The following is a 17,927-nucleotide window of genomic DNA, read 5'->3' as shown; positions in this document are numbered from 1 at the left end:
GCCTCCTGTACGGTGGTCTTGATCGCAGGATTTCGTCGATGGCGCTATGCAAAGCCGCTATGGCGCTCGCAATGGCTTGGCCTCTACGGCGGTCTATGCATAGTGTTGGTCGACAAACGGAGGTCGATCATGTTGTTGGCGGTCCTATTCTACGGCGTCACGGCGCTGGCCGGTCAGGCGGAGGTTCGGCCCGCATTCCAGCAGGCGCCAGCACAGTCCAACCATCAGTTCATCCATCCCAGTCCGGATAAGGCGGACCCTACCATGTGGCGCTTTCAAGACATGGATGATCGCCGCGCTATCGATGACATGCGTCGCGAGCGCGTCCGGCTGAACTACGAGGCCGCGGTGATCAATCAGCGCTGGCAGCTGGCGGATGAGTTGGACAAGCTGATCGCCGCCAATGAGTGCGAGCGGGCGACAGAAATCGCACAGAGAGCCGGGTATCGCGATTTTCGCGATGGCGTGGCCAACGCCTGCCGGGTCAGGGCGGCCGCACCCGCGTCCTAAACCGCTACGCCTTGAGCCTCGTTTGCGCGCAAGAGCGTGGCGATCCGTCCCCCACGGGGCTATAGCGCCAGCCTGACCGGAGTGCTGCGCGCGTGTTCGACCTGACGCCTGAGATCATCGCCCTGTTGGGCGTCGCGTCGGTGATCGCCGGCTTCATCGACGCCATCGCCGGGGGCGGGGGGCTGATCTCCTTGCCGGCCCTGTTGTCGGTCGGGCTGAACCCGGTCGCCGCCATCGCCACCAACAAGGTTCAGGGCAGCGTCGGCACCGCCAGCGCCCTGTGGAATTTCTGGCGCAAGGGACGGGTGGACTTTCGGCTGATCCGCTGGCCGATGCTGTTGACGGCGATCGGGGCGGGGCTGGGCGCTTTCGCCGTGACGCTGGTCGACACGCGGTGGCTGATGATCCTGCTGCCCGTGCTGCTGGTCGGCATCGCGCTTTATTTCCTGCTCGGCCCCAAGGCGGCGGACGAGGACGCCCACGCCCGGCTGACGCCGCTGGCCTACGCCTTCGTGGCGGGCGGGATCGGCTTCTACGACGGCTTCTTCGGGCCGGGGACGGGGTCGTTCTTCGCGCTCAGTCTCGTCATGCTGCTGGGCATGGGGCTGACGCGGGCGACGGCCCACACCAAGGCGCTGAACCTGATGAGCAACGTCGTCGGCATCGTCGTCCTGGCGGTCGGGGGCCATGTGGTCTGGGTTCTGGCCGGGATCATGGCGGTGGGCCAGTTCGTCGGCGGGCGCATGGGCTCGCACGCGGCCATGCGTTTCGGGCCGCGCCTGATCCGCCCCCTGTTGGTGGTGATCTCCCTGGCCATGACGGCGCGGCTGTTGTCCGATCCGGCCAATCCGCTCAGAGCCATGATCGCCGGCTGGCTGGGCTAGGTCAGCTGGGCTAGGTCAGCCGGGCTGGACCGCGCGGTCGACCAGCGTCCTGCGGACCGCATCGGTCAGGGCCTCGGCCGTGACGGGCTTGGCCAGGTGCAGGTCGGCGCCGGCCTGGGCGGCCTGTTCCTGATGCTCGATCATGGCGTTGGCGCTCAGCATGATGACCGGCGCGCGCGGGCGCGCCGGGTCGGCGTGCTCGACATCGCGCAGGGCGCGCGTGGCGCTCAGCCCGTCCATCACCGGCATCTGCATGTCCATCAGCACCAGGTCGAACCGTTCGGCGACGAAGGCGGCCACCGCCTGCTCGCCGTTCTCGACCAGGGTCAGCTCGACGCTGTCGCCCAGGATCAGCTGCACCACCCGCTGATTGATCGGATGATCCTCGGCCAGCAGGACGCGCGGGCGCGGGCCGGCAGGCGGCGCGTCTGACGCCGCCTCTTCGACGTAGGCCGCATCGAACTGGGCCAGGGAGGCGATGCGCGTCAGCGGCAGCTCGACCTGGAAGCGGCTGCCTTCGCCCGGGGCCGACTCGGCCTCGATGCGTCCGCCCATCATCTCCGTCAGGGCGTGGCAGATGGACAGGCCCAGCCCCGCTCCGCCGAAGCGCCGGGTGATGGAGGCGTCGGCCTGGCTGAACCGCTGGAACAACTGCGCCGCGTGATCGGCGCCGAAGCCGATGCCGGTGTCGCGCACTTCCAGTGTCAGCAGGACGGCGCCGTCGCCCCTGTCCAGCAGATCGACATGGACCGATACCTGGCCCTGGGCGGTGAATTTGACGGCGTTGGACAGCAGATTGCCCAGGATCTGGCGAACCCGCACCACGTCGCCGTTGAAGACGCCGCACGCCGCATCGGCGCGCTCGAAGCGGAAGGTCAGGCCTTTCTCCTCGGCCAGGCCGCGCAGGGGGGCGATGGCGGGGATCAGGGCGTCGTTCAGGTCGAAGGGGCGGGTTTCCAGCGTCATGCGCCCGGATTCGATGCGCGACACGTCCAGGATGTCCGTGACCAGCCGCTCCAGGGTCACGCTCGAACTGCGGACCAGTTCGACCATCTCGGCCTGCTGGGGCGACAGCGGCGTGCGCGCCAGGGCGTCGATGACGCCGATGACCCCGTTCAGCGGCGTGCGGATCTCATGACTCATATTGGCCAGGAAGTCGGACTTGGCGCGGTTGGCGGTCTCGGCCGCCGCCTTGGCCTCGACCAGGGCGCGCTCGGCGGCCACCTTGGCCGTCACGTCGCGGGCGACGGCGTAGATGCGGTCGCCGAACTTCTGCGCCCGCCATTCCAGGGTGACGTAGCGGCCGTCCTTGTGGCGATAGCGGTTGACGTGGCCCAGCACCGGATCGCCGGGGCGGCGCGTCTCGACCTCGGTCACGCTGCCCAGGGTGCCGGGCATGTCGTCGGGGTGGACCAGGGTCAGTATGGGCAGGCCGACCAGCTCTTCGGGCCGATAGCCCAGGATGGAGGCCCAGGAGGCGCTGACCCGCACGATCCGCCCCTCCAGGTCGCGGATCACCAGCAGGTCCAGGGACACGTCGAAGAAGGTCGCCAGATCGACCCCGGCGTCAGGCGGCGGCTGCGGCTGTCCCGTCGAGGAAGGGGCGGCGGCCGGAGTGAGGGGCATGGGCGGTCCTGAGGCGCGGTCCTGAAGGCAGGCTGGACCTCACCCTAGCGCCTGCCGGTTAAGGGCGCCTTGCGGCTCGCGTCTCAGGAGAGCTTCAGTAGGCCATGTCGCGATAGACGCGGCTGATATCGCCGCCCCATTCGCCGTTGTAGAGCTCCAGCAGGCGGTCGGCCGAGGTCACGCCGCTGTCGGCGATGTCTTCCAGTTCGGTGATGTAGCCGCGCTCGTCCACCATGCCGCCCGAGAAGCGGGCGCGGTTCTTCAGGCCCTGCTTGGCGATGTTGACCATGTCGACGGCGATGTCGCGCACGCTGCGGCCGTTGACTTCGGCCTTCAGGCCCAGCCGCGTCACGTCGCGGCGCAGGCGCTCGTGATCGGCGATGTCCCAGTCCTTGCACAGGTCCCACGCCGCCGCGAGCGACGGGGCGTCGTACAGGATTCCGGCCCACAGGGCGGGCAGGGCGCAGATGCGGCTCCACGGCCCGCCGTCGGCGCCGCGCATCTCCAGATACTGTTTCAGCCGCACCTCGGGGAAGAGGGTGGTCAGGTGGTCGGCCCAGTCCTTGGTCGTCGCCCGGTCGCCCGGCAGGGCGTCCAGCTTTCCGTCCATGAAGGCGCGGAACGACTGGCCCGACAGGTCGACATAGGTCTCGCCGCGCTTGGCGAAATACATCGGCGCGTCCAGCGCATAGTCGGCGTAGCGTTCGTAGCCGAAGCCGTCCTCGAACACGAAGTCCAGCATCCCCGTGCGGTCCGGGTCGGTGTCGGTCCAGACGTTGGCGCGCGCCGACAGGAAGCCGTTCGGCCTGCCTTCGGTGAAGGGGCTGTTGGCGAACAGGGCCGTGGCGATGGGCTGCAACGCCAGCGACGTGCGGAACTTCATCACCATGTCGGCTTCGCTGTCGAAGTCGAGGTTCGCCTGGATGGTGCAGGTGCGCAGCATCATGTCCAGGCCCAGATCGCCCTTCTTGGGCATGTAGGCGCGCATGATGTCATAGCGGCCCTTGGGCATGACGGGGATGTCCTCGCGCCGCCACATCGGGTCGAAGCCCAGGCCCAGGAAGCCCAGGTTCAACTGGTCCGCGACCTGCTTGACCTCCATCAGGTGCTGGCCGGTCTCGTTGCAGATGTCGTGGATGTCCTTCAGCGGGGCGCCCGAGAGTTCGAACTGACCGCCCGGCTCCAGACTGATCGAGGCGCTGAAGCCCTCGGCGTTCTTGCGTTCCAGGGCGATGACGCGGCCGGCTTCCTCGACCGGCGACCAGCCGAAGCGCTGCAGGCCCGTCAGCATGGCTAGGATGCCGTTCTCGCCCTCATAGGCGGGGCGACGCAGGGTCGACTTGTCGAAGCCGAACTTCTCGTGCTCGGCGCCGATGCGCCACTGGTCGCGGGGCTTCTCGCCCTTCGACATGGCGTGGATCAGCTGGTCTCTGGAAAGGGGCGCCGTGTCGGACATCTGTAACCTCTGCTGTCGCGGCTAGATGGGCCAGCCGACGGCCATGCTCAAGGGGGGCGGCGGAAACTTCTAGCGATCCCAGTCGCCGACGGCCGCCTGCCACAGGGTCATGGCGGCGATGGCGGCGGTGTCGGCCCGCAGGATGCGCGGCCCCAGCGAGACGGCGGTGGTGAAAGGCAGGGACCGCAGCCGCTCGCCCTCCTCGGGCGAGAAGCCGCCTTCGGGCCCGATCAGAATGGCCCACTTGCCGTCGCCTGCGCCGGTCAACGCCGATGCGGCGGGCGCGCCGCCCGTCTCGTCGCAGAACATCAGCCGACGCCCCGCCTCCCAGCCGCCCAGCAGGGCGTCCAGCTTCACCGGATCATCCACGACCGGGACGTCCAGGCGTCCGGTCTGCTCGGCGGCCTCCTCGGCGATGGCGTCCAGCCGGTCCAGCCGCAGACGGTCGGCGTTGGTGCGATGGGTCAGCGCCAGCCGCACCCGCTTGGCGCCCAGTTCAGCCGCCTTTTCGACGATGGTCTCGACGCGCGCCTTCTTCACCACGGCGACGATCAGCTCCAGATCGGGGCCATAGATCTGCGGCCGCATCTGTTCTTCGGCGCGCAGGATGACGCCCTTCTTCAGCACCTCGGCGACGCTGACGCGCCACTCGCCGTCGCGGCCGTTGAAGACCAGCAGTTCGTCGCCCGCCTTCAACCGCATCACCTGCGTCAGATAGCGCGACTGGTCGAGCGTGGGCGCCACGGCGGCGCCGGGGGCGAGGTCGCCCTGAACATGAAGACGGATCATGCGACAGACTTAGCGAGGGTGGAGACGATCGTCATCCCGCTCCGACACGATGCAGGTGAAATCCGTCTTGCGGATGGCCGCGCCCTCATTCGCCTGTCATGGTTATGCGTTGGAGGCGTTTGAAATGCTGCGAAAACTGGAGCGCCGGGCGGGGCCTTTTGCAGTGGTCGCTATGATAGGAATTGTCGCAGCCGGAACCTATGCGCAGTTCGCCCTACCTTATTATCGCGGCGGAGCGGAACCGGCGGGATGCTATTTTTACGATGCCCTCTTCATCGGCGTCAGATGTGCTCCGGATATGCCGGGCATGTTTGCTGGCGGGTTGACGATCAGCTGGTATCTGACATGGGGCGTGTATTGGCTGGCGTTGTCTGCGGAGATGCCGCCATTCCTTGGCGTGCCGGTGCTGGGCTTGTGGGGCCTTGTGATCCGAAGCGGGGCGCGCTGGATCTGGAGCAAGCGTTCACAGCCTGCCTTGCATCCCTGAGAACGGATGTATGAGGGGAACGCGGCGAGCCTGCCCTGCGTTGGCCTCTCATGTTCACAACCTTGGCCGTAGCGGCGCGCGATCGAAAACGTCTGGCCGAGATTTCAGGCGTCGCCGCCCGCTTCGGGCTTGAGGCCGTGCTGTTGCGCCTCGGTCTCGGCGGCGGCGAAGCCCATGCCGACGGGCCGGAGCCTTTGTCGCGCCGCACCCGTCAGGCGCTGGAGGCGCTGGGCCCCACCTTCGTCAAGCTGGGCCAGATCCTGTCCACCCGCTCGGACCTGCTGCCCGCCGATTGGATCGCCGAGTTCGAACAGCTTCAGAGCGCCGGCCCCACCCTCGACTTCGAGACGCTGCGGCCCGAGGTCGAGGCCGCGCTCGGCGGGCCGCCGGAACAGGTCTTCGCCCGTTTCGACGCGGCGCCGCTGGCCGCAGCCTCCATCGCCCAGGTGCACCGCGCCGCCCTGCACGACGGGACTGAGGTGGTGGTCAAGATCCGCCGTCCCGGCGTGCGCCCGCGCGTCGAGGCCGACCTGCGCCTGATCGCCGAACTGGCCCGCCGCGCCGAACAGTCCAGCGCCGAGATCGCCCGCTATCGCCCGCGCGCCCTGATCGCCCAACTGACCGAGGCCATGCTGGACGAACTGGATTTCACCACCGAAGGCCGCAACGTCGACCGCTTCGCCGCCGACTTCGCCAGGAACCGCGATGTGGTCATCCCGGCCGTCTATTGGCAGCACACGACCGACAGCGTGCTGGTGCAGGACTATCTCGACGGCGTCCCTCCCGTGGACGCGGCGCGGCTGAGGGCGGCGGGCGTCGACCCCCACCGGCTGGCCCGCGTCGGCGCCGAGGCGGTGCTGGACATGGTGCTGGTCAACGGGCGGTTTCACGCCGATCCGCACCCCGGCAACCTGCGCGGCCTGCCCGGCGACCGGGTGGGCTTGCTGGACTTCGGCATGGTCGGGGCCGTTACCCCGCGCCGCCGCGCCGAGCTGATCAGCTTCGTCCAGTCGCTGGCCGCCGGCGACGGCGCCCGCATGGCCGAGGTGCTGGCCGACTGGACCGAGGGGACGGACGTCTCGCGCGCCAGCCTGACCGCCGGGGCCGAGCGGCTGATCGCCCGCCACGGTCAGGGCGCGGTCGATCTGCCCGCCATCGTCGCCGATCTGATGGGGCTGATGCGGCAGGAACGGGTGGCGGCGCCGCCCGATCTGGTGCTGATCCTCAAGGCGTTGGTGACGATCGAGGGGGTGTTGTCGCGCGTCGATCCCGACTTCGACCTGGTCAAGACGATGAAGGGCGCCTGGAGCCGCGCCCTCTTCTCCAGCCGCAGCCCCGAGGCCCTGCGCAACCGCCTGATCGGCGCCCTGTTGGACCTGTCGGCGGCCAGCGACGACCTGCCCCGCCTGATCCGCGCCGCCTCGCGCGGCCTGACGGCCGACCCGGTCGTCAACGCAGCGTCGGACAAGGAAACCGCCCGGTCGATCGTCTCGGCCGGGCGGTGGATCGCCGCTTCGATTGTGCTCGCCGGCGCCCTGGTCGCGGGCGCCCTGCTGCTGCGCTGACGGGCCTCAGCGCGTCGCGTCCAGCCGTTCCTCGATCAGATCGCGGGCGATTTTCAAGGCGGCGATGCGGCGGACGAGAAGGGTGTGCTGCGCCGCGCCGGGGGCCAGCTTCAGGACCGCCTTCTCGCATTTGGCGATCAGGGATTCGACGGCGCGCAGCGCTTCTGACAGGTCCGTCTCGCTATGGGCGGCCATCCGTCCCTGATCTCCCTTGGCGCCGCACGGCGCCCTTAAAGCGTCCGCGCGATCAGCAGCTTCATGATCTCGTTCGTCCCGCCGTAGATGCGCTGGACGCGGGCGTCCTTGTACAGCTGGGCGATCGGGTATTCGGTCATATAGCCGTAGCCGCCGAAGAGCTGCAGCATCTCGTCGATGGTCTCGCCCTGGATGTCCGTCACCCAGTATTTGGCCATGGAGGCCGTGGCGGCGTCCAGCTGCCCCTTCAGGTGCAGGCCGATGCAGTGGTCGACGAAGACCTTGGCCACGGTCAGCTTGGTCTTGATCTCGGCCAGTTTGAACTGGGTGTTCTGGAAGTCGATGACGCGCTTGCCGAAGGCCTTGCGCTCCTTGACGTAGGCCAGCGTCGCCTCCAGCCCGCGCTCGGCGGCGGCCACGCCCTGAACGGCGATGTTCAGTCGCTCCTGCGGCAACTGCTGCATCAGCTGGACGAAGCCCTGACCCTCAGTGTCGCCGATGACGTTCTCCAGCGGCACCTTCACATCGTTGAAGAACAGCTCGGAGGTGTCGTTCGCCTCCATGCCGATCTTGTGCAGGTTGCGGCCGCGCTCGAAGCCTTCGGCCCCGTCGGTTTCGAGACAGATCAGGCTGGTGCCCTTGGCGCCCTCGGCCGGGTCGGTCTTGGCGACGACGATGATGAAATTGGCCAGCTGGCCGTTGGTGATGAAGGTCTTGGAGCCGTTCAGGACATAGTGGTCGCCTTGTTTGACGGCGGTGGTCTTGACCCCTTGCAGGTCTGAACCCGCGCCCGGCTCGGTCATGGCGATGGCGCCGACCAGTTCGCCCGACTGCAGGCGCGGCAGCCAGCGCGCCTTCTGCTCGGCCGTGCCGTAGTGCCAGATGTAGGGCATGACGATGGCGTTGTGCAGGCTGATGCCGAAGTGGTCCGCGCCCTTCCAGCCCAGTTGGCGCATCAGCACGACTTCGTGCCGGTAATCGCCGCCGAAGCCGCCGTCCTCTTCCGGCAGCGACAGGCCCAGCAGGCCCGCTTCGCCCGCCGCGTTCCACAGCCCGCGCGGCACCGAGGAGGCGGCGATCCACTGCTGGAACTTCTCTGGCGGGGCGTGTTCGTCGATCCACTTGACGACGGAGTCGGAGAAGAGGACGATCTCCTCTTCGCGCATGAAGTCGGGATCGGGGCTGCCTAGGACGTTCATAGGGTTGTTTCCTGCTGACGCGGGCGGTCTGCGCCGCCCTTCTGCGATAAAGAAAGGGCCTCCCCCGCTGCGGCGAGAGAGGCCCCTGGATCAGAAGCGGATTAGAACGCCTCTGCGGGCATTTGCATCAGCACCTCGGCGCCGGACTTCAGCTTCTTCAGGTGCGCCCCGGCGTCGGGCAGGATGCGCTCGACGAAGTAGCGGCCGGTCATCAGCTTGTTGGCGTAGTAGGGATCGGCGTCCCCGGCCGCGATCTTCTCTTGCGCCGCCTTGGCCATCTGCGCCCACAGGAAGGCGTAGGCCGTCAGGCCGAAGATATGCAGATAGTCGGTTGAGGCGGCCGCCGCATTGTCCGGGTTGGCCATGCCGTTCTGCATTAGCCACATGGTGGCCTCCTGCAGCTTCTTCTTGGCGTCGGCCAGGCCCTCGACGAAGGGCTTGATCGCCTCGTCGTCGCCGTTCTCGCTGACGAAGGCGTCAATGTCGGCGAACCAGCTCATGATGGCGCGGCCGCCGTTGGCGGGCAGCTTGCGGCCGACCAGATCCAGCGCCTGAATGCCGTTGGTGCCTTCATAGATCATGGTGATCCGCGCATCGCGCAGATACTGCGAGGCCGGGAAGTGCTCGGTGTAGCCCGAGCCGCCGTGAACCTGCATCGCCAGAGAGGCGACGTGGAAGCCCTTGTCGGTCAGATAGGCCTTCAGCACGGGCGTGATCAGGCCCATGTAGTCCTTGGCCTTGGTGGCGACGGCTTCATCGGCGGCCTTCTGCAGGTCGGCCTGCAGCGCAGTCCACAGGATGAAGGCGCGGCCGCCTTCGACGAAGGCCTTGGCTTCCAGCAGCATGCGGCGCACGTCCGGGTGGACCATGATCGGGTCGGCCGGGCCGTCCGGGTTCTTCGGTCCCGTCAGGCTGCGGCCCTGCAGGCGGTCGTTGGCGAACTCGACGGCGGCCTGATAGGCGGCGTCGCCGATGGCCAGGCCCTGCAGGCCGGTGCCCAAGCGCGCCTCGTTCATGACCACGAACATGTTGTTCATGCCGCGGCCTTCTTCGCCGATCAGCCAGCCCTTGGCGTTCTCATAGGCCATGACGCAGGTGGCGTTGCCGTGGATGCCCATCTTGTGCTCGAGCCCGGCGCAGGACACGCCGTTGCGCTCGCCCAGCGAACCGTCCTCGTTCACCAGGAACTTCGGCACGACGAACAGGGACAGGCCCTTGATGCCCGGAACCGCGCCTTCGACGCGGGCCAGCACCGTGTGGATGATGTTGTCGGCGAAGTCGTGCTCGCCCGCCGAGATCCAGATCTTCTGGCCGGTGATCGAATAGGAGCCGTCGCCGTTCGGCACCGCCTTGGTGCGGACCATGCCCAGGTCGGTGCCGCACTGCGGCTCGGTCAGGTTCATGGTGCCGGTCCATTCGCCCGACGCCATCTTCGGCAGGTACTTCTGCTTGATCTCGTCCGAGGCGCTGGCCTCGATGCCGTGGAAGGCGCCGCTGGTCAGGCCCGGATACATGGAGAAGGCGGCGCTGGCGGCGGCGGTGAACTGGCCTACCGCGCTCGACACGACCGAGGGCATGCCCTGACCGCCGAACTCGGTGCTGAAGCCCAGCGAGGGCCAGCCGGCCTCGACCATCTGGTGATAGGCTTCCTTCCATCCCTTCGGCGTCGTCACCACGTCGCCCTGGATGTGACAGCCTTCCAGATCGCCGGGACGGTTGATCGGGGCGATGACCTCTTCGGCGAACTTGCCGCCTTCCTCGACGATCTGGTCGATCAGGTCGCGCGACAGGTCGGCGTCGGGCAGCTGGTTGCCGTAGTTCTCGACCTTCAGAACGTCATGCAGGACGAAGGACAGGTCGCGGACGGGCGCCTTGTAGCTCATGGGATCAGGCTCTCGCTTTGAAGGTCAGGAAGTGATCGTCGGGGTCGTTGAGACGTTCGCTCAGCAGGCTGGCGTAGGCCTCTGCGCCCGGCAGAAGGTCGGGACGGTGTTCCGTCAGCTTGGACTCCATCCAGGCGCAGGCGGCCTCGGCCGTCTCGATGGCGCCTTCGATGTCTTCGAGCTGCTGCTTCAGCGCCTGAATGCGGGCGCGATGGCGCGGCAAGGCGATGGCCATCTGATGGACGTTGTGGTCCTTCTGGTCATACAGATCCAGCATCTCCTGGATCTCGACCAGGGTGAAGCCGATGCGCCGGCCGCGCATGATCAGCTTCAACCGGGCGCGGTCGCGCGGACCGTAGACCCGCGTCTGACCCTTGCGCGACGGCGTCAGCAGGCCCTTGTCTTCATAGAAGCGCAGCGCACGCGCGGTCGCGCCGAACTCGCGGCACAGCTGCCGGATGGAATAGGTGCGATGTTCGTCAGCAATCGGCATGACGACTTCATAACTTGACGCGGACGTAAAGGGAAGCTTTTCGCGCGCCGGGCTACGAAGTTGTGAACGAGCGGGCGAGAGGGCGTCGGCGGACAAAAGAAAAGGCCGCGACCGGGGACGGGTCGCGGCCTCTGTATTTGCGGGCCCTCAGGGGGGGAGGGGGAGAAGCGGACCCGCAAAACCTTTCAGCGATGCGGCGGCTCAGCGGCGACGCAGCCACAGCACCGGCGCCGTGATGGCGATGAGGAAGACATTGGTCAGGCTCAGGCCCAGGTCTAGGCCGAAGGCGTGCACGCCCAGGGCGATGCTCTCCAGGATCAGCAGGCCCGCCGCTGCGGTCAGAAGCAGGGGGCGGCCGAAGCGCCACGAGACCAGCGGCGCCAGAACCATGGCGGCCAACACGATCTCGGCGACGCCCAGACCGCGCACGAAGGCCTCGCTGGCCGCTGCGGGCCACTGCATCAGGACGATCAGATTCTCCATCGGTTCGGACAGCTTGGCGTAGCCGGCGGCGATGAAGAACATGGCGATCCAGCCCTGGAAGGTCCAAAGCGCGATGTTCAGGTAGTCGGCGCGGGCGCGCGCCTGATGATTGGTCAAGGTGGTCGTCGTCATGGCCGTAACCGTTAATTCGCAACAGACACAAGATCAGTTGCAGGGTTCCGATTTGCAAGCGGCTGAAACATTCTGTGATCACGGTCGGAAAACGACGTGGCGACAGCAGGGCCGAAACCACAATTCCTCGTAACCCAACCGGGATCATCCGCCTCTACGCCCGGGCGGATTTCGAGTCAACGTTCGATGACATCAATTGATGACTTAAGGGCGCGGCTTCACAGTATTCGCTCATTCCCGCCTGCGCGGGGATGGCGAGACCTCAAAGACGCCAGGCCGCCTTCGCCGTCTCCAGTCGGGCCAGCTTGGCCTGCAGCGGCGCCCAGTCGTCGGCCGCGTCGATGGCGCTCCACAGGGCTTCGACTTCGTCGATCAGCATCTCTTCCGGTTCGGCGGCGGCGAACATCGGATGCTCCAGCCGCTCGGGCCGGTCGGGCTCATGCTCCATCAGGGCGAAGCGGAAGGCGTCGAAGGTCTCGCCCTGATAGGTCTTGCCGCGCACCCCGCCCAGCGCCCGCGCCGCCGAGCTGAAGCCGCCGAACCAGTCGAAGAAGAGCGGCTCCCAGCGCAGGGCCTCCTTCTTCTCGCGCGCCAGCGCCAGGGTCGCATCCAGCAGCCGTTGGTCCGCCGCCTCGCCCAGGCTCTGCACGCCCAGCCGGTTCAGGAAGGCCGTCCGAAGATGGCGGATGTAGGCCGGGCCGAACGCGTTCAGCGCCGCCGCCAGCGGTTCGGGCTCGGCGATTAGCTTCAGGCAGCCCGCCAGCTGGGTCAGGTTCCAGAACACCGCCTCGGGCTGGCGCGCGAAGGCGTAGAGGCCGTTCTGGTCGAAATAGGCGGCGGTGAAGCCCGGCTCATAGTGGGGCAGGAAGCGCCACGGGCCGTAGTCGAAGCTCTCGCCCGTGACGTTCAGATTGTCGGTGTTCAGCACCCCGTGGACGAAGCCTGCCGCGATCCACTTCGCCGTCAGCGCCGCCGAGGCCTCGACCACCGCCGCCAGAAAGCCCGCCGCGTCGCCCGGCGCGACTGCCGGATGATACAGGCTGCGGGCGTGCTCCATCAGCGTCTCGATCTGATCCTTGCGCCCATAGTATGCGGCGCGCTGGAACGTCCCGAACCGGATGTGGCTGTGCGACAGCCGCACCATGACGGCCGATCGTGTCGGCGACGGCTCGTCATGCCGCTCAAGGTCTTCGCCCGTCTCGATCAGCGACAGGATGCGGCAGGTCGGCACGCCCAGGCTGTCCAGCATGGCCGCCGCCAGCGCCTCGCGCGCGCCGCCCTTCAGCGTCAGCCGCCCGTCCGCATGACGCGACCACGGCGTCTGGCCCGAACCTTTGGTTCCAAGGTCGAGGAGGCGACCTGGAAGAGGGCTATCGCTCGCTGCTTGAGCGCCGCTTCCCTCGCGGAGGGAGGCTGCTTGAGGGAGGCTGGCGTCCTTATCGCCTTGAGGGACTTCCCGCATCTGCGCCGCCAGGAAGCCGCGCCCGTCGCCGATGTCGGGGTTGTAAATGCGGAACTGATGGCCGTGATAGCGCATGGCGATGGGGCCGGGCTGGCCGGGCAGGGGCTCGAACCGGCCGAAATGGGCGATCCATTCGGCGTCGCTCAGCGTCTCCAGCCCGACCTGCGCCGCCGCGCGGTCGTTGCGCAGGCGCAGGATCGTCTGCGGGAAATCGGCCGCCTGCACGGGGTCGCCATAGTCGGCGCCCAGGTCGAAGAAGCGGGGTTCGGGGCGATAGGCGGGGGAGACGGGCATGGGCGGCAGATGCGCCTTCGCCGCGCATTTCGCAACTGCGAGCCCGATCTGGCCGATCAGGCTTGAACCTTCGTCGCCGATCCGTATTTTCTCCCGCAGACATCAGGTCTCGCGTGAACCGATCCCGAGGCCAGGCCGGCGCCGCCCTGCGCGCGAATCCGGTCCGGCGTCCGTCGATAACCTGACGCCACGACAGACCATCTCATTGTTTCGGAGACCTTCGTGGCCAGAAAATTCACGCTCGCCTTTCTCAAGACCGAGGCCGGTTCCGGGGCCGTCCTGGGCCTCGCCGCCGTCGCAGCTCTGATCGTCGCCAACTCGCCCCTGTCGGCCGACTATTTCGCCTGGCTCAAGAGCGTCCACACCGTCCAGATCGGCCCGCTGCGGCTCGAAGAGACGGTCTCCGACTGGATCAAGGAAGGCCTGATGGCGATCTTCTTCCTCGTCGTCGGCCTGGAGATCAAATACGAGATCCTCAAGGGCGAACTGAGCAATCCCAAGAAGTTGGCCCTGCCCATTCTGGCCGCCCTGGGCGGCATGGCGATTCCGGGCCTGGTCTACCTGGGCGTGGTCGGGGCGCTGGGCGGGCCGACGCAGGGGTGGCCCATTCCCCTGGCCACCGACATCGCCTTCGCCCTGGCCGTCTTCGCCGTGGTCGGGCGCAATCTGCCGTCCTCCCTGCGCGTCTTCCTCTTGACCCTGGCCATCGTCGACGACCTGGGCGCCATCGCCCTGATCGCCATTCTGTTCAGCCAGGGGGTGCAGTGGGTTCCGCTGCTGGCGGCGCTGGGCGTCATCGCCGTCTTCGCCGTCCTGGGGCGTCGCCGCATGGCGGCCGCCTTCTGGGTGCTGGGCTTCGGCGCCGTCTGGTATCTGACGGTGCAGTCGGGGCTGTCGACCTCGCTGACCGCCGTGGCCTTCGCCCTGATCGTGCCGGTCGATCCGCGCCGCGAGACCTCGCAGAGCCCGCTCAAGGACGCCATGCACGACCTGCACCCCTATGTGGCCTATCTGGTCCTGCCCCTGTTCGCCTTCGCCAAGGCGGGCGTCTCCTTCGCCGGCCTGTCGTTGGAGCAGGCCTTCGCCCCGCTGGTCATCGCCATCGCGCTGGGCCTCTTCATCGGCAAGCAGATCGGCGTCTTCGGCGTCGCCTGGCTGGCGGTGAAGCTGGGCCTGGGCGACAAGCCGTCGGGCGCGGGCTGGATGCAGCTTTACGGCGTCAGCCTGCTGTGCGGCATCGGTTTCACCATGAGCCTCTTCATCGGCGTCCTGGCCTTCCCCGGCGCGGTGGACTCGCCCGAGCAGATCGAGGTCAAGCTGGGCGTCATCGGCGGGTCGCTGCTGTCGGCCGTCATGGCGGCGACGATTCTGGCGCTCGCCGAGGCCGGGCGAAAGAAAAGACGCGATGCGAAATCAGTCGCTTCGGCTACCTGAACGACGATAACATTGACCTAACGTCAGTATATTTGTCTCTTTATCGCCACAGGTGAGGCGGGCTTGGGTGAAATTATCGTTCTCCAAGTGGCCTCTCCTTGTCGGTGACTCGACCATAGACTACCCCTTTTGAATGAGAATTCGCGTCGTTCAATGAGCGCGGGTCATCAGGGACAGGAATCGCGCACGGCCGCGAATGCGGTCGGGCCCATAGAGTCGGGGAGCCGCCTTATGCGTTTGAACCACATCCTCCGCTGCACCGCTTCGGTCGCCGTCGTCGGCGTCGCAGCCTTCGGTCTTGTCGGCGCCGCCGCCGCTCAGGACGGACCGACCACGGTCGACGACATCATCGTCACCGCCCAGAAGCGCGAACAGAGCCTGCAGGACGTGCCAATCGTGGTGACGACCCTGTCGCAGGAGGCGCTGGACGGCGCCGGGGTCCGCGACATCAAGGATCTGCAGATCCTGACGCCGGGCATGACCGTCACCTCGACCCAGTCGGAAACCGCCACCACCGCCCGCATCCGCGGCGTCGGCACCGTCGGCGACAACCCCGGCCTGGAGAGCTCGGTCGGCGTGGTCATCGACGGCGTCTACCGCTCGCGCAACGGCGTCGGCTTCGGCGATCTGGGCGAGCTGAGCCGCATCGAGGTGCTGAAGGGGCCGCAAGGCACCCTGTTCGGCAAGAACACCTCGGCCGGCGTCATCAACATCATCACCGAGGCGCCGTCCTTCACGCCGGGCTTCAGCGCCGAGGCCACCTACGGCAACTTCAACGCCTGGGGCCTGGCCGGGTCGATCACCGGCCCGATCACCGATCAGATCGCCGGCCGCCTCTATGTGGCCAAGCGTCAGCGTGACGGCTTCTACGACGTCGTCACCGGCCCCGGCCCGCGTCAGGAGCAGGACGACCAGAACCAGGACTTCTGGACCGCGCGCGGCCAACTGCTGATCCTGCCTTCGGACGACGTGTCGATCCGCCTGATCGCCGACTACTCCAAGCGCGACGAATACTGCTGCGTCTCGACCCAGGTCCGCACCGGCCCGACCTACGGCATCATCACGGCCATCGGCGGCCAGCAGACGCCGCCCGCGCCGGGCTTCGGCAAGCTGCCTTTCTCGCGCAAGGCCTACGCCAACCGCGGCACCGGGCAGGAAATGGAGGACATGGGCCTCTCCGCCGAGGCCAACATCGACATCCCGTCGTGGAACGCCACCTTCACCTCGCTCAGCTCCTGGCGGAACTGGTCGGGCGTCAACGGCATGGACCTCGACTACACCACCGCCGACCTGCTCTATCGCGTGGACGACGGCGGCTACGGCTTCGAGCTGGAGAACCTGACCCAGGAGTTCCGCCTGGCGGGCGCCACCGACCGCCTGGACTGGCTGGTCGGCGCCTTCCTCACGCGCGAAAGCATCGCCCGTGAGGACAGCTATTGGTACGGCGCGGGCTACACCCCCTATATGTCGCTGCTTCTGGGGTCGCGGCTGAACCTGACCAATCCGGCCGCCGTGAACTGCGTGACCGGGGCTGGCGCCACGCCGATGGGCATCGTCGGTTGCCTGACCGGGGCGACCGCTCCGACCGGGCCGGGCTTCGGCGTCGGTCAGGGCGTGAAGGATCACTACAGCCAGCGCACCGAATCCATCGCCTTCTTCACCAACAACACGGTGAAGCTGACCGACAAGTTCGACGTCACCCTGGGTCTGCGTTACTCGAACGACCACAAGCGTTTGATCGGCGTTCAGGACAATGTGGGCACGAACGGCGCGGCTTGCGGCGGCGCCCTGGGCAACGCCGGCGCCATCGGCGGCGCCATCGGCATCGCGAACCCCACGCTGACGCCGGCCCAGATCCAGGCCCTGGCCTCGACCCTGGTCGGCACCATCTGCCTGCCCTGGGCCAACCCCCAGTTCGACAATCGCCGCATTTCGGAATCGAACAACGGCGGCGAGTTCTCGGGTACGATCAAGGGTAGCTATCGCTTCAACGACAGCGTCATGGGCTACGCCTCCTACGCCCACGGCTACAAGTCGTTCGGCTACAACATGGATCGGGTGCAGGCGGGCGTGACGCCGACCTCGTCGCTCTACTTCCCGTCCGAGACGGTCAACAGCTATGAAATCGGGCTGAAGAACACCCTGTTCAACCGCTCGGTGCTGCTGAACCTCACCTACTTCAATCAGAAGTTCGAGGACTTCCAGCTCAACACCTTCCTGGGCACGGCCTTCGTGGTCGAGTCCATCCCCGAGGTCACGACCGAGGGCGTCGACGCCGACTTCGTCTGGTTCACCCCGGTCGAGGGCCTGTCCTTCTCGGGCGGCGTGACCTACGCGGACACCAAATATGGGAACTTCGTCGCTTCGGACCTGACCAACCCGGCCAACTTCCCGCAGCTGTCCCTGCTGCCGGGCGCCCGCGCCTCGTTCGCGCCGGAATGGTCGGCGACGGCCTCCGTGGCCTTCGACCGTTCGATCGGCGCGGGGCTGAAGCTGGGTATGAACCTGTCGGCAAAATACTCGACCGAGTTCAACACCGGCTCCGACCTGCTGCCCTACAAGATGCAGGACGCCATGACCCTGCTGAACGGCCGCATCACCCTGGGCGCGGAAGACGAGAACTGGGCGCTGGACATCTGGGGCCAGAACCTGACGGACGAAGAGTATATGCAGGTGGCCATCAACGCTCCGCTGCAGGGCTCGGCCTTCCAGACCACGGTCCAGCCGAACGGCACGTACTACAGCCCGGCCGGCGACACCCAGACCTACAACGCCTTCATGGGCCAGCCGCGCACCTACGGCATGACCCTGCGCGTCCGCTACTGATCCAGCAGGGCGTCTGAGAGTCTGAGGGCGGGGCGGAGCAATCCGGCCCGCCCTTTGCTTTTGGCGGGACCGCGCGGGACGGAGGGCCCAATCCCGCTCACCCCGGCTGACGCCGGGGGCCAGTGTTTTGGCCTCAGAACGTCTCCATAATCAGGCAGGGTCGGCGACGGGCTGACGGGATCCCGGCGTCCGCCGGATGAGCGGCTATC

Annotated in this window: 15 protein-coding genes; 6 read left to right on the top strand and 9 right to left on the bottom strand. The window is 67.3% G+C overall.

The features are described 5' to 3' along the window. Positions 1-129 precede the first annotated feature (129 nt). Positions 130-510, top strand: a complete 381-nt coding sequence (locus tag ACU5AP_RS12770) for a hypothetical protein (RefSeq protein ID WP_446681325.1) — start codon at positions 130-132, stop codon at positions 508-510. 92 nt (positions 511-602) lie between these two features. Next, positions 603-1,394, top strand: a complete 792-nt coding sequence (locus ACU5AP_RS12765) for a TSUP family transporter (RefSeq protein ID WP_128719484.1) — start codon at positions 603-605, stop codon at positions 1,392-1,394. Between the two features lie 15 nt (positions 1,395-1,409). Here ACU5AP_RS12765 and ACU5AP_RS12760 read toward each other — a convergent pair whose 3' ends face one another. From ACU5AP_RS12760 to ACU5AP_RS12750, 3 genes are all read right to left on the bottom strand, one after another. Beyond that, on the bottom strand, positions 1,410-3,020 hold the full coding sequence (locus tag ACU5AP_RS12760) for a PAS domain-containing hybrid sensor histidine kinase/response regulator (RefSeq protein WP_128719485.1): 1,611 nt from the start codon (positions 3,018-3,020) through the stop codon (positions 1,410-1,412). Between the two features lie 94 nt (positions 3,021-3,114). Further along, positions 3,115-4,476: a glutamate--cysteine ligase gene (locus ACU5AP_RS12755; protein WP_128719486.1), complete on the bottom strand. Its 1,362-nt coding sequence runs from the start codon at positions 4,474-4,476 to the stop codon at positions 3,115-3,117. Positions 4,477-4,545: 69 nt separating this feature from the next. After that, positions 4,546-5,265 carry a 16S rRNA (uracil(1498)-N(3))-methyltransferase gene (locus ACU5AP_RS12750; RefSeq protein ID WP_128719487.1) on the bottom strand — a complete coding sequence of 240 codons (720 nt, stop codon included), beginning with the start codon at positions 5,263-5,265 and terminating at the stop codon, positions 4,546-4,548. Positions 5,266-5,338: 73 nt separating this feature from the next. Between ACU5AP_RS12750 and ACU5AP_RS12745 the strand changes: the two genes are divergently transcribed. Together ACU5AP_RS12745 and ACU5AP_RS12740 are read left to right on the top strand one after the other, a co-directional pair. Continuing rightward, positions 5,339-5,752: a hypothetical protein gene (locus ACU5AP_RS12745; protein ID WP_128719488.1), complete on the top strand. Its 414-nt coding sequence runs from the start codon at positions 5,339-5,341 to the stop codon at positions 5,750-5,752. Between the two features lie 50 nt (positions 5,753-5,802). Beyond that, positions 5,803-7,317 (top strand): ABC1 kinase family protein, encoded by a 1,515-nt coding sequence (locus tag ACU5AP_RS12740; RefSeq protein ID WP_128719489.1) that lies wholly within the window; start codon positions 5,803-5,805, stop codon positions 7,315-7,317. 6 nt (positions 7,318-7,323) lie between these two features. Here ACU5AP_RS12740 and ACU5AP_RS12735 read toward each other — a convergent pair whose 3' ends face one another. The 6 genes from ACU5AP_RS12735 to ACU5AP_RS12710 all read right to left on the bottom strand — a co-directional run bounded on the left by ACU5AP_RS12735 (position 7,324) and on the right by ACU5AP_RS12710 (position 13,458). Further along, a complete protein-coding gene (locus ACU5AP_RS12735; RefSeq protein ID WP_003163904.1) occupies positions 7,324-7,512 on the bottom strand; it encodes a hypothetical protein in 189 nt (62 codons plus the stop codon). A gap of 35 nt (positions 7,513-7,547) precedes the next feature. Continuing rightward, positions 7,548-8,711, bottom strand: coding sequence for an acyl-CoA dehydrogenase family protein (locus tag ACU5AP_RS12730; RefSeq protein WP_446681324.1), 1,164 nt, complete (start codon positions 8,709-8,711; stop codon positions 7,548-7,550). A 101-nt stretch (positions 8,712-8,812) separates the two neighbouring features. Beyond that, positions 8,813-10,594: an acyl-CoA dehydrogenase C-terminal domain-containing protein gene (locus tag ACU5AP_RS12725; RefSeq protein ID WP_128719490.1), complete on the bottom strand. Its 1,782-nt coding sequence runs from the start codon at positions 10,592-10,594 to the stop codon at positions 8,813-8,815. Positions 10,595-10,598: 4 nt separating this feature from the next. After that, complete coding sequence (locus ACU5AP_RS12720; protein ID WP_003163901.1) at positions 10,599-11,087, bottom strand: MerR family transcriptional regulator; 489 nt, start codon at positions 11,085-11,087, stop codon at positions 10,599-10,601. 201 nt (positions 11,088-11,288) lie between these two features. After that, a complete protein-coding gene (locus ACU5AP_RS12715) occupies positions 11,289-11,702 on the bottom strand; it encodes a DoxX family protein (protein WP_313518948.1) in 414 nt (137 codons plus the stop codon). 262 nt (positions 11,703-11,964) lie between these two features. Continuing rightward, positions 11,965-13,458: a protein adenylyltransferase SelO family protein gene (locus ACU5AP_RS12710; RefSeq protein WP_313518951.1), complete on the bottom strand. Its 1,494-nt coding sequence runs from the start codon at positions 13,456-13,458 to the stop codon at positions 11,965-11,967. A gap of 222 nt (positions 13,459-13,680) precedes the next feature. Here ACU5AP_RS12710 and nhaA point away from each other — a divergent pair, with 222 nt between their 5' ends. Together nhaA and ACU5AP_RS12700 are read left to right on the top strand one after the other, a co-directional pair. After that, positions 13,681-14,892, top strand: coding sequence for a Na+/H+ antiporter NhaA (nhaA, locus tag ACU5AP_RS12705; RefSeq protein ID WP_128719493.1), 1,212 nt, complete (start codon positions 13,681-13,683; stop codon positions 14,890-14,892). Positions 14,893-15,123: 231 nt separating this feature from the next. Further along, a complete protein-coding gene (locus ACU5AP_RS12700) occupies positions 15,124-17,718 on the top strand; it encodes a TonB-dependent receptor (protein ID WP_128116239.1) in 2,595 nt (864 codons plus the stop codon). Positions 17,719-17,927: the final 209 nt, after the last annotated feature.

Source organism: Brevundimonas sp. RM1, from assembly GCF_052907225.1.
Note: the sequence above shows the minus strand (reverse complement) of the source record. Positions and strands in the feature narration are given on the sequence as shown.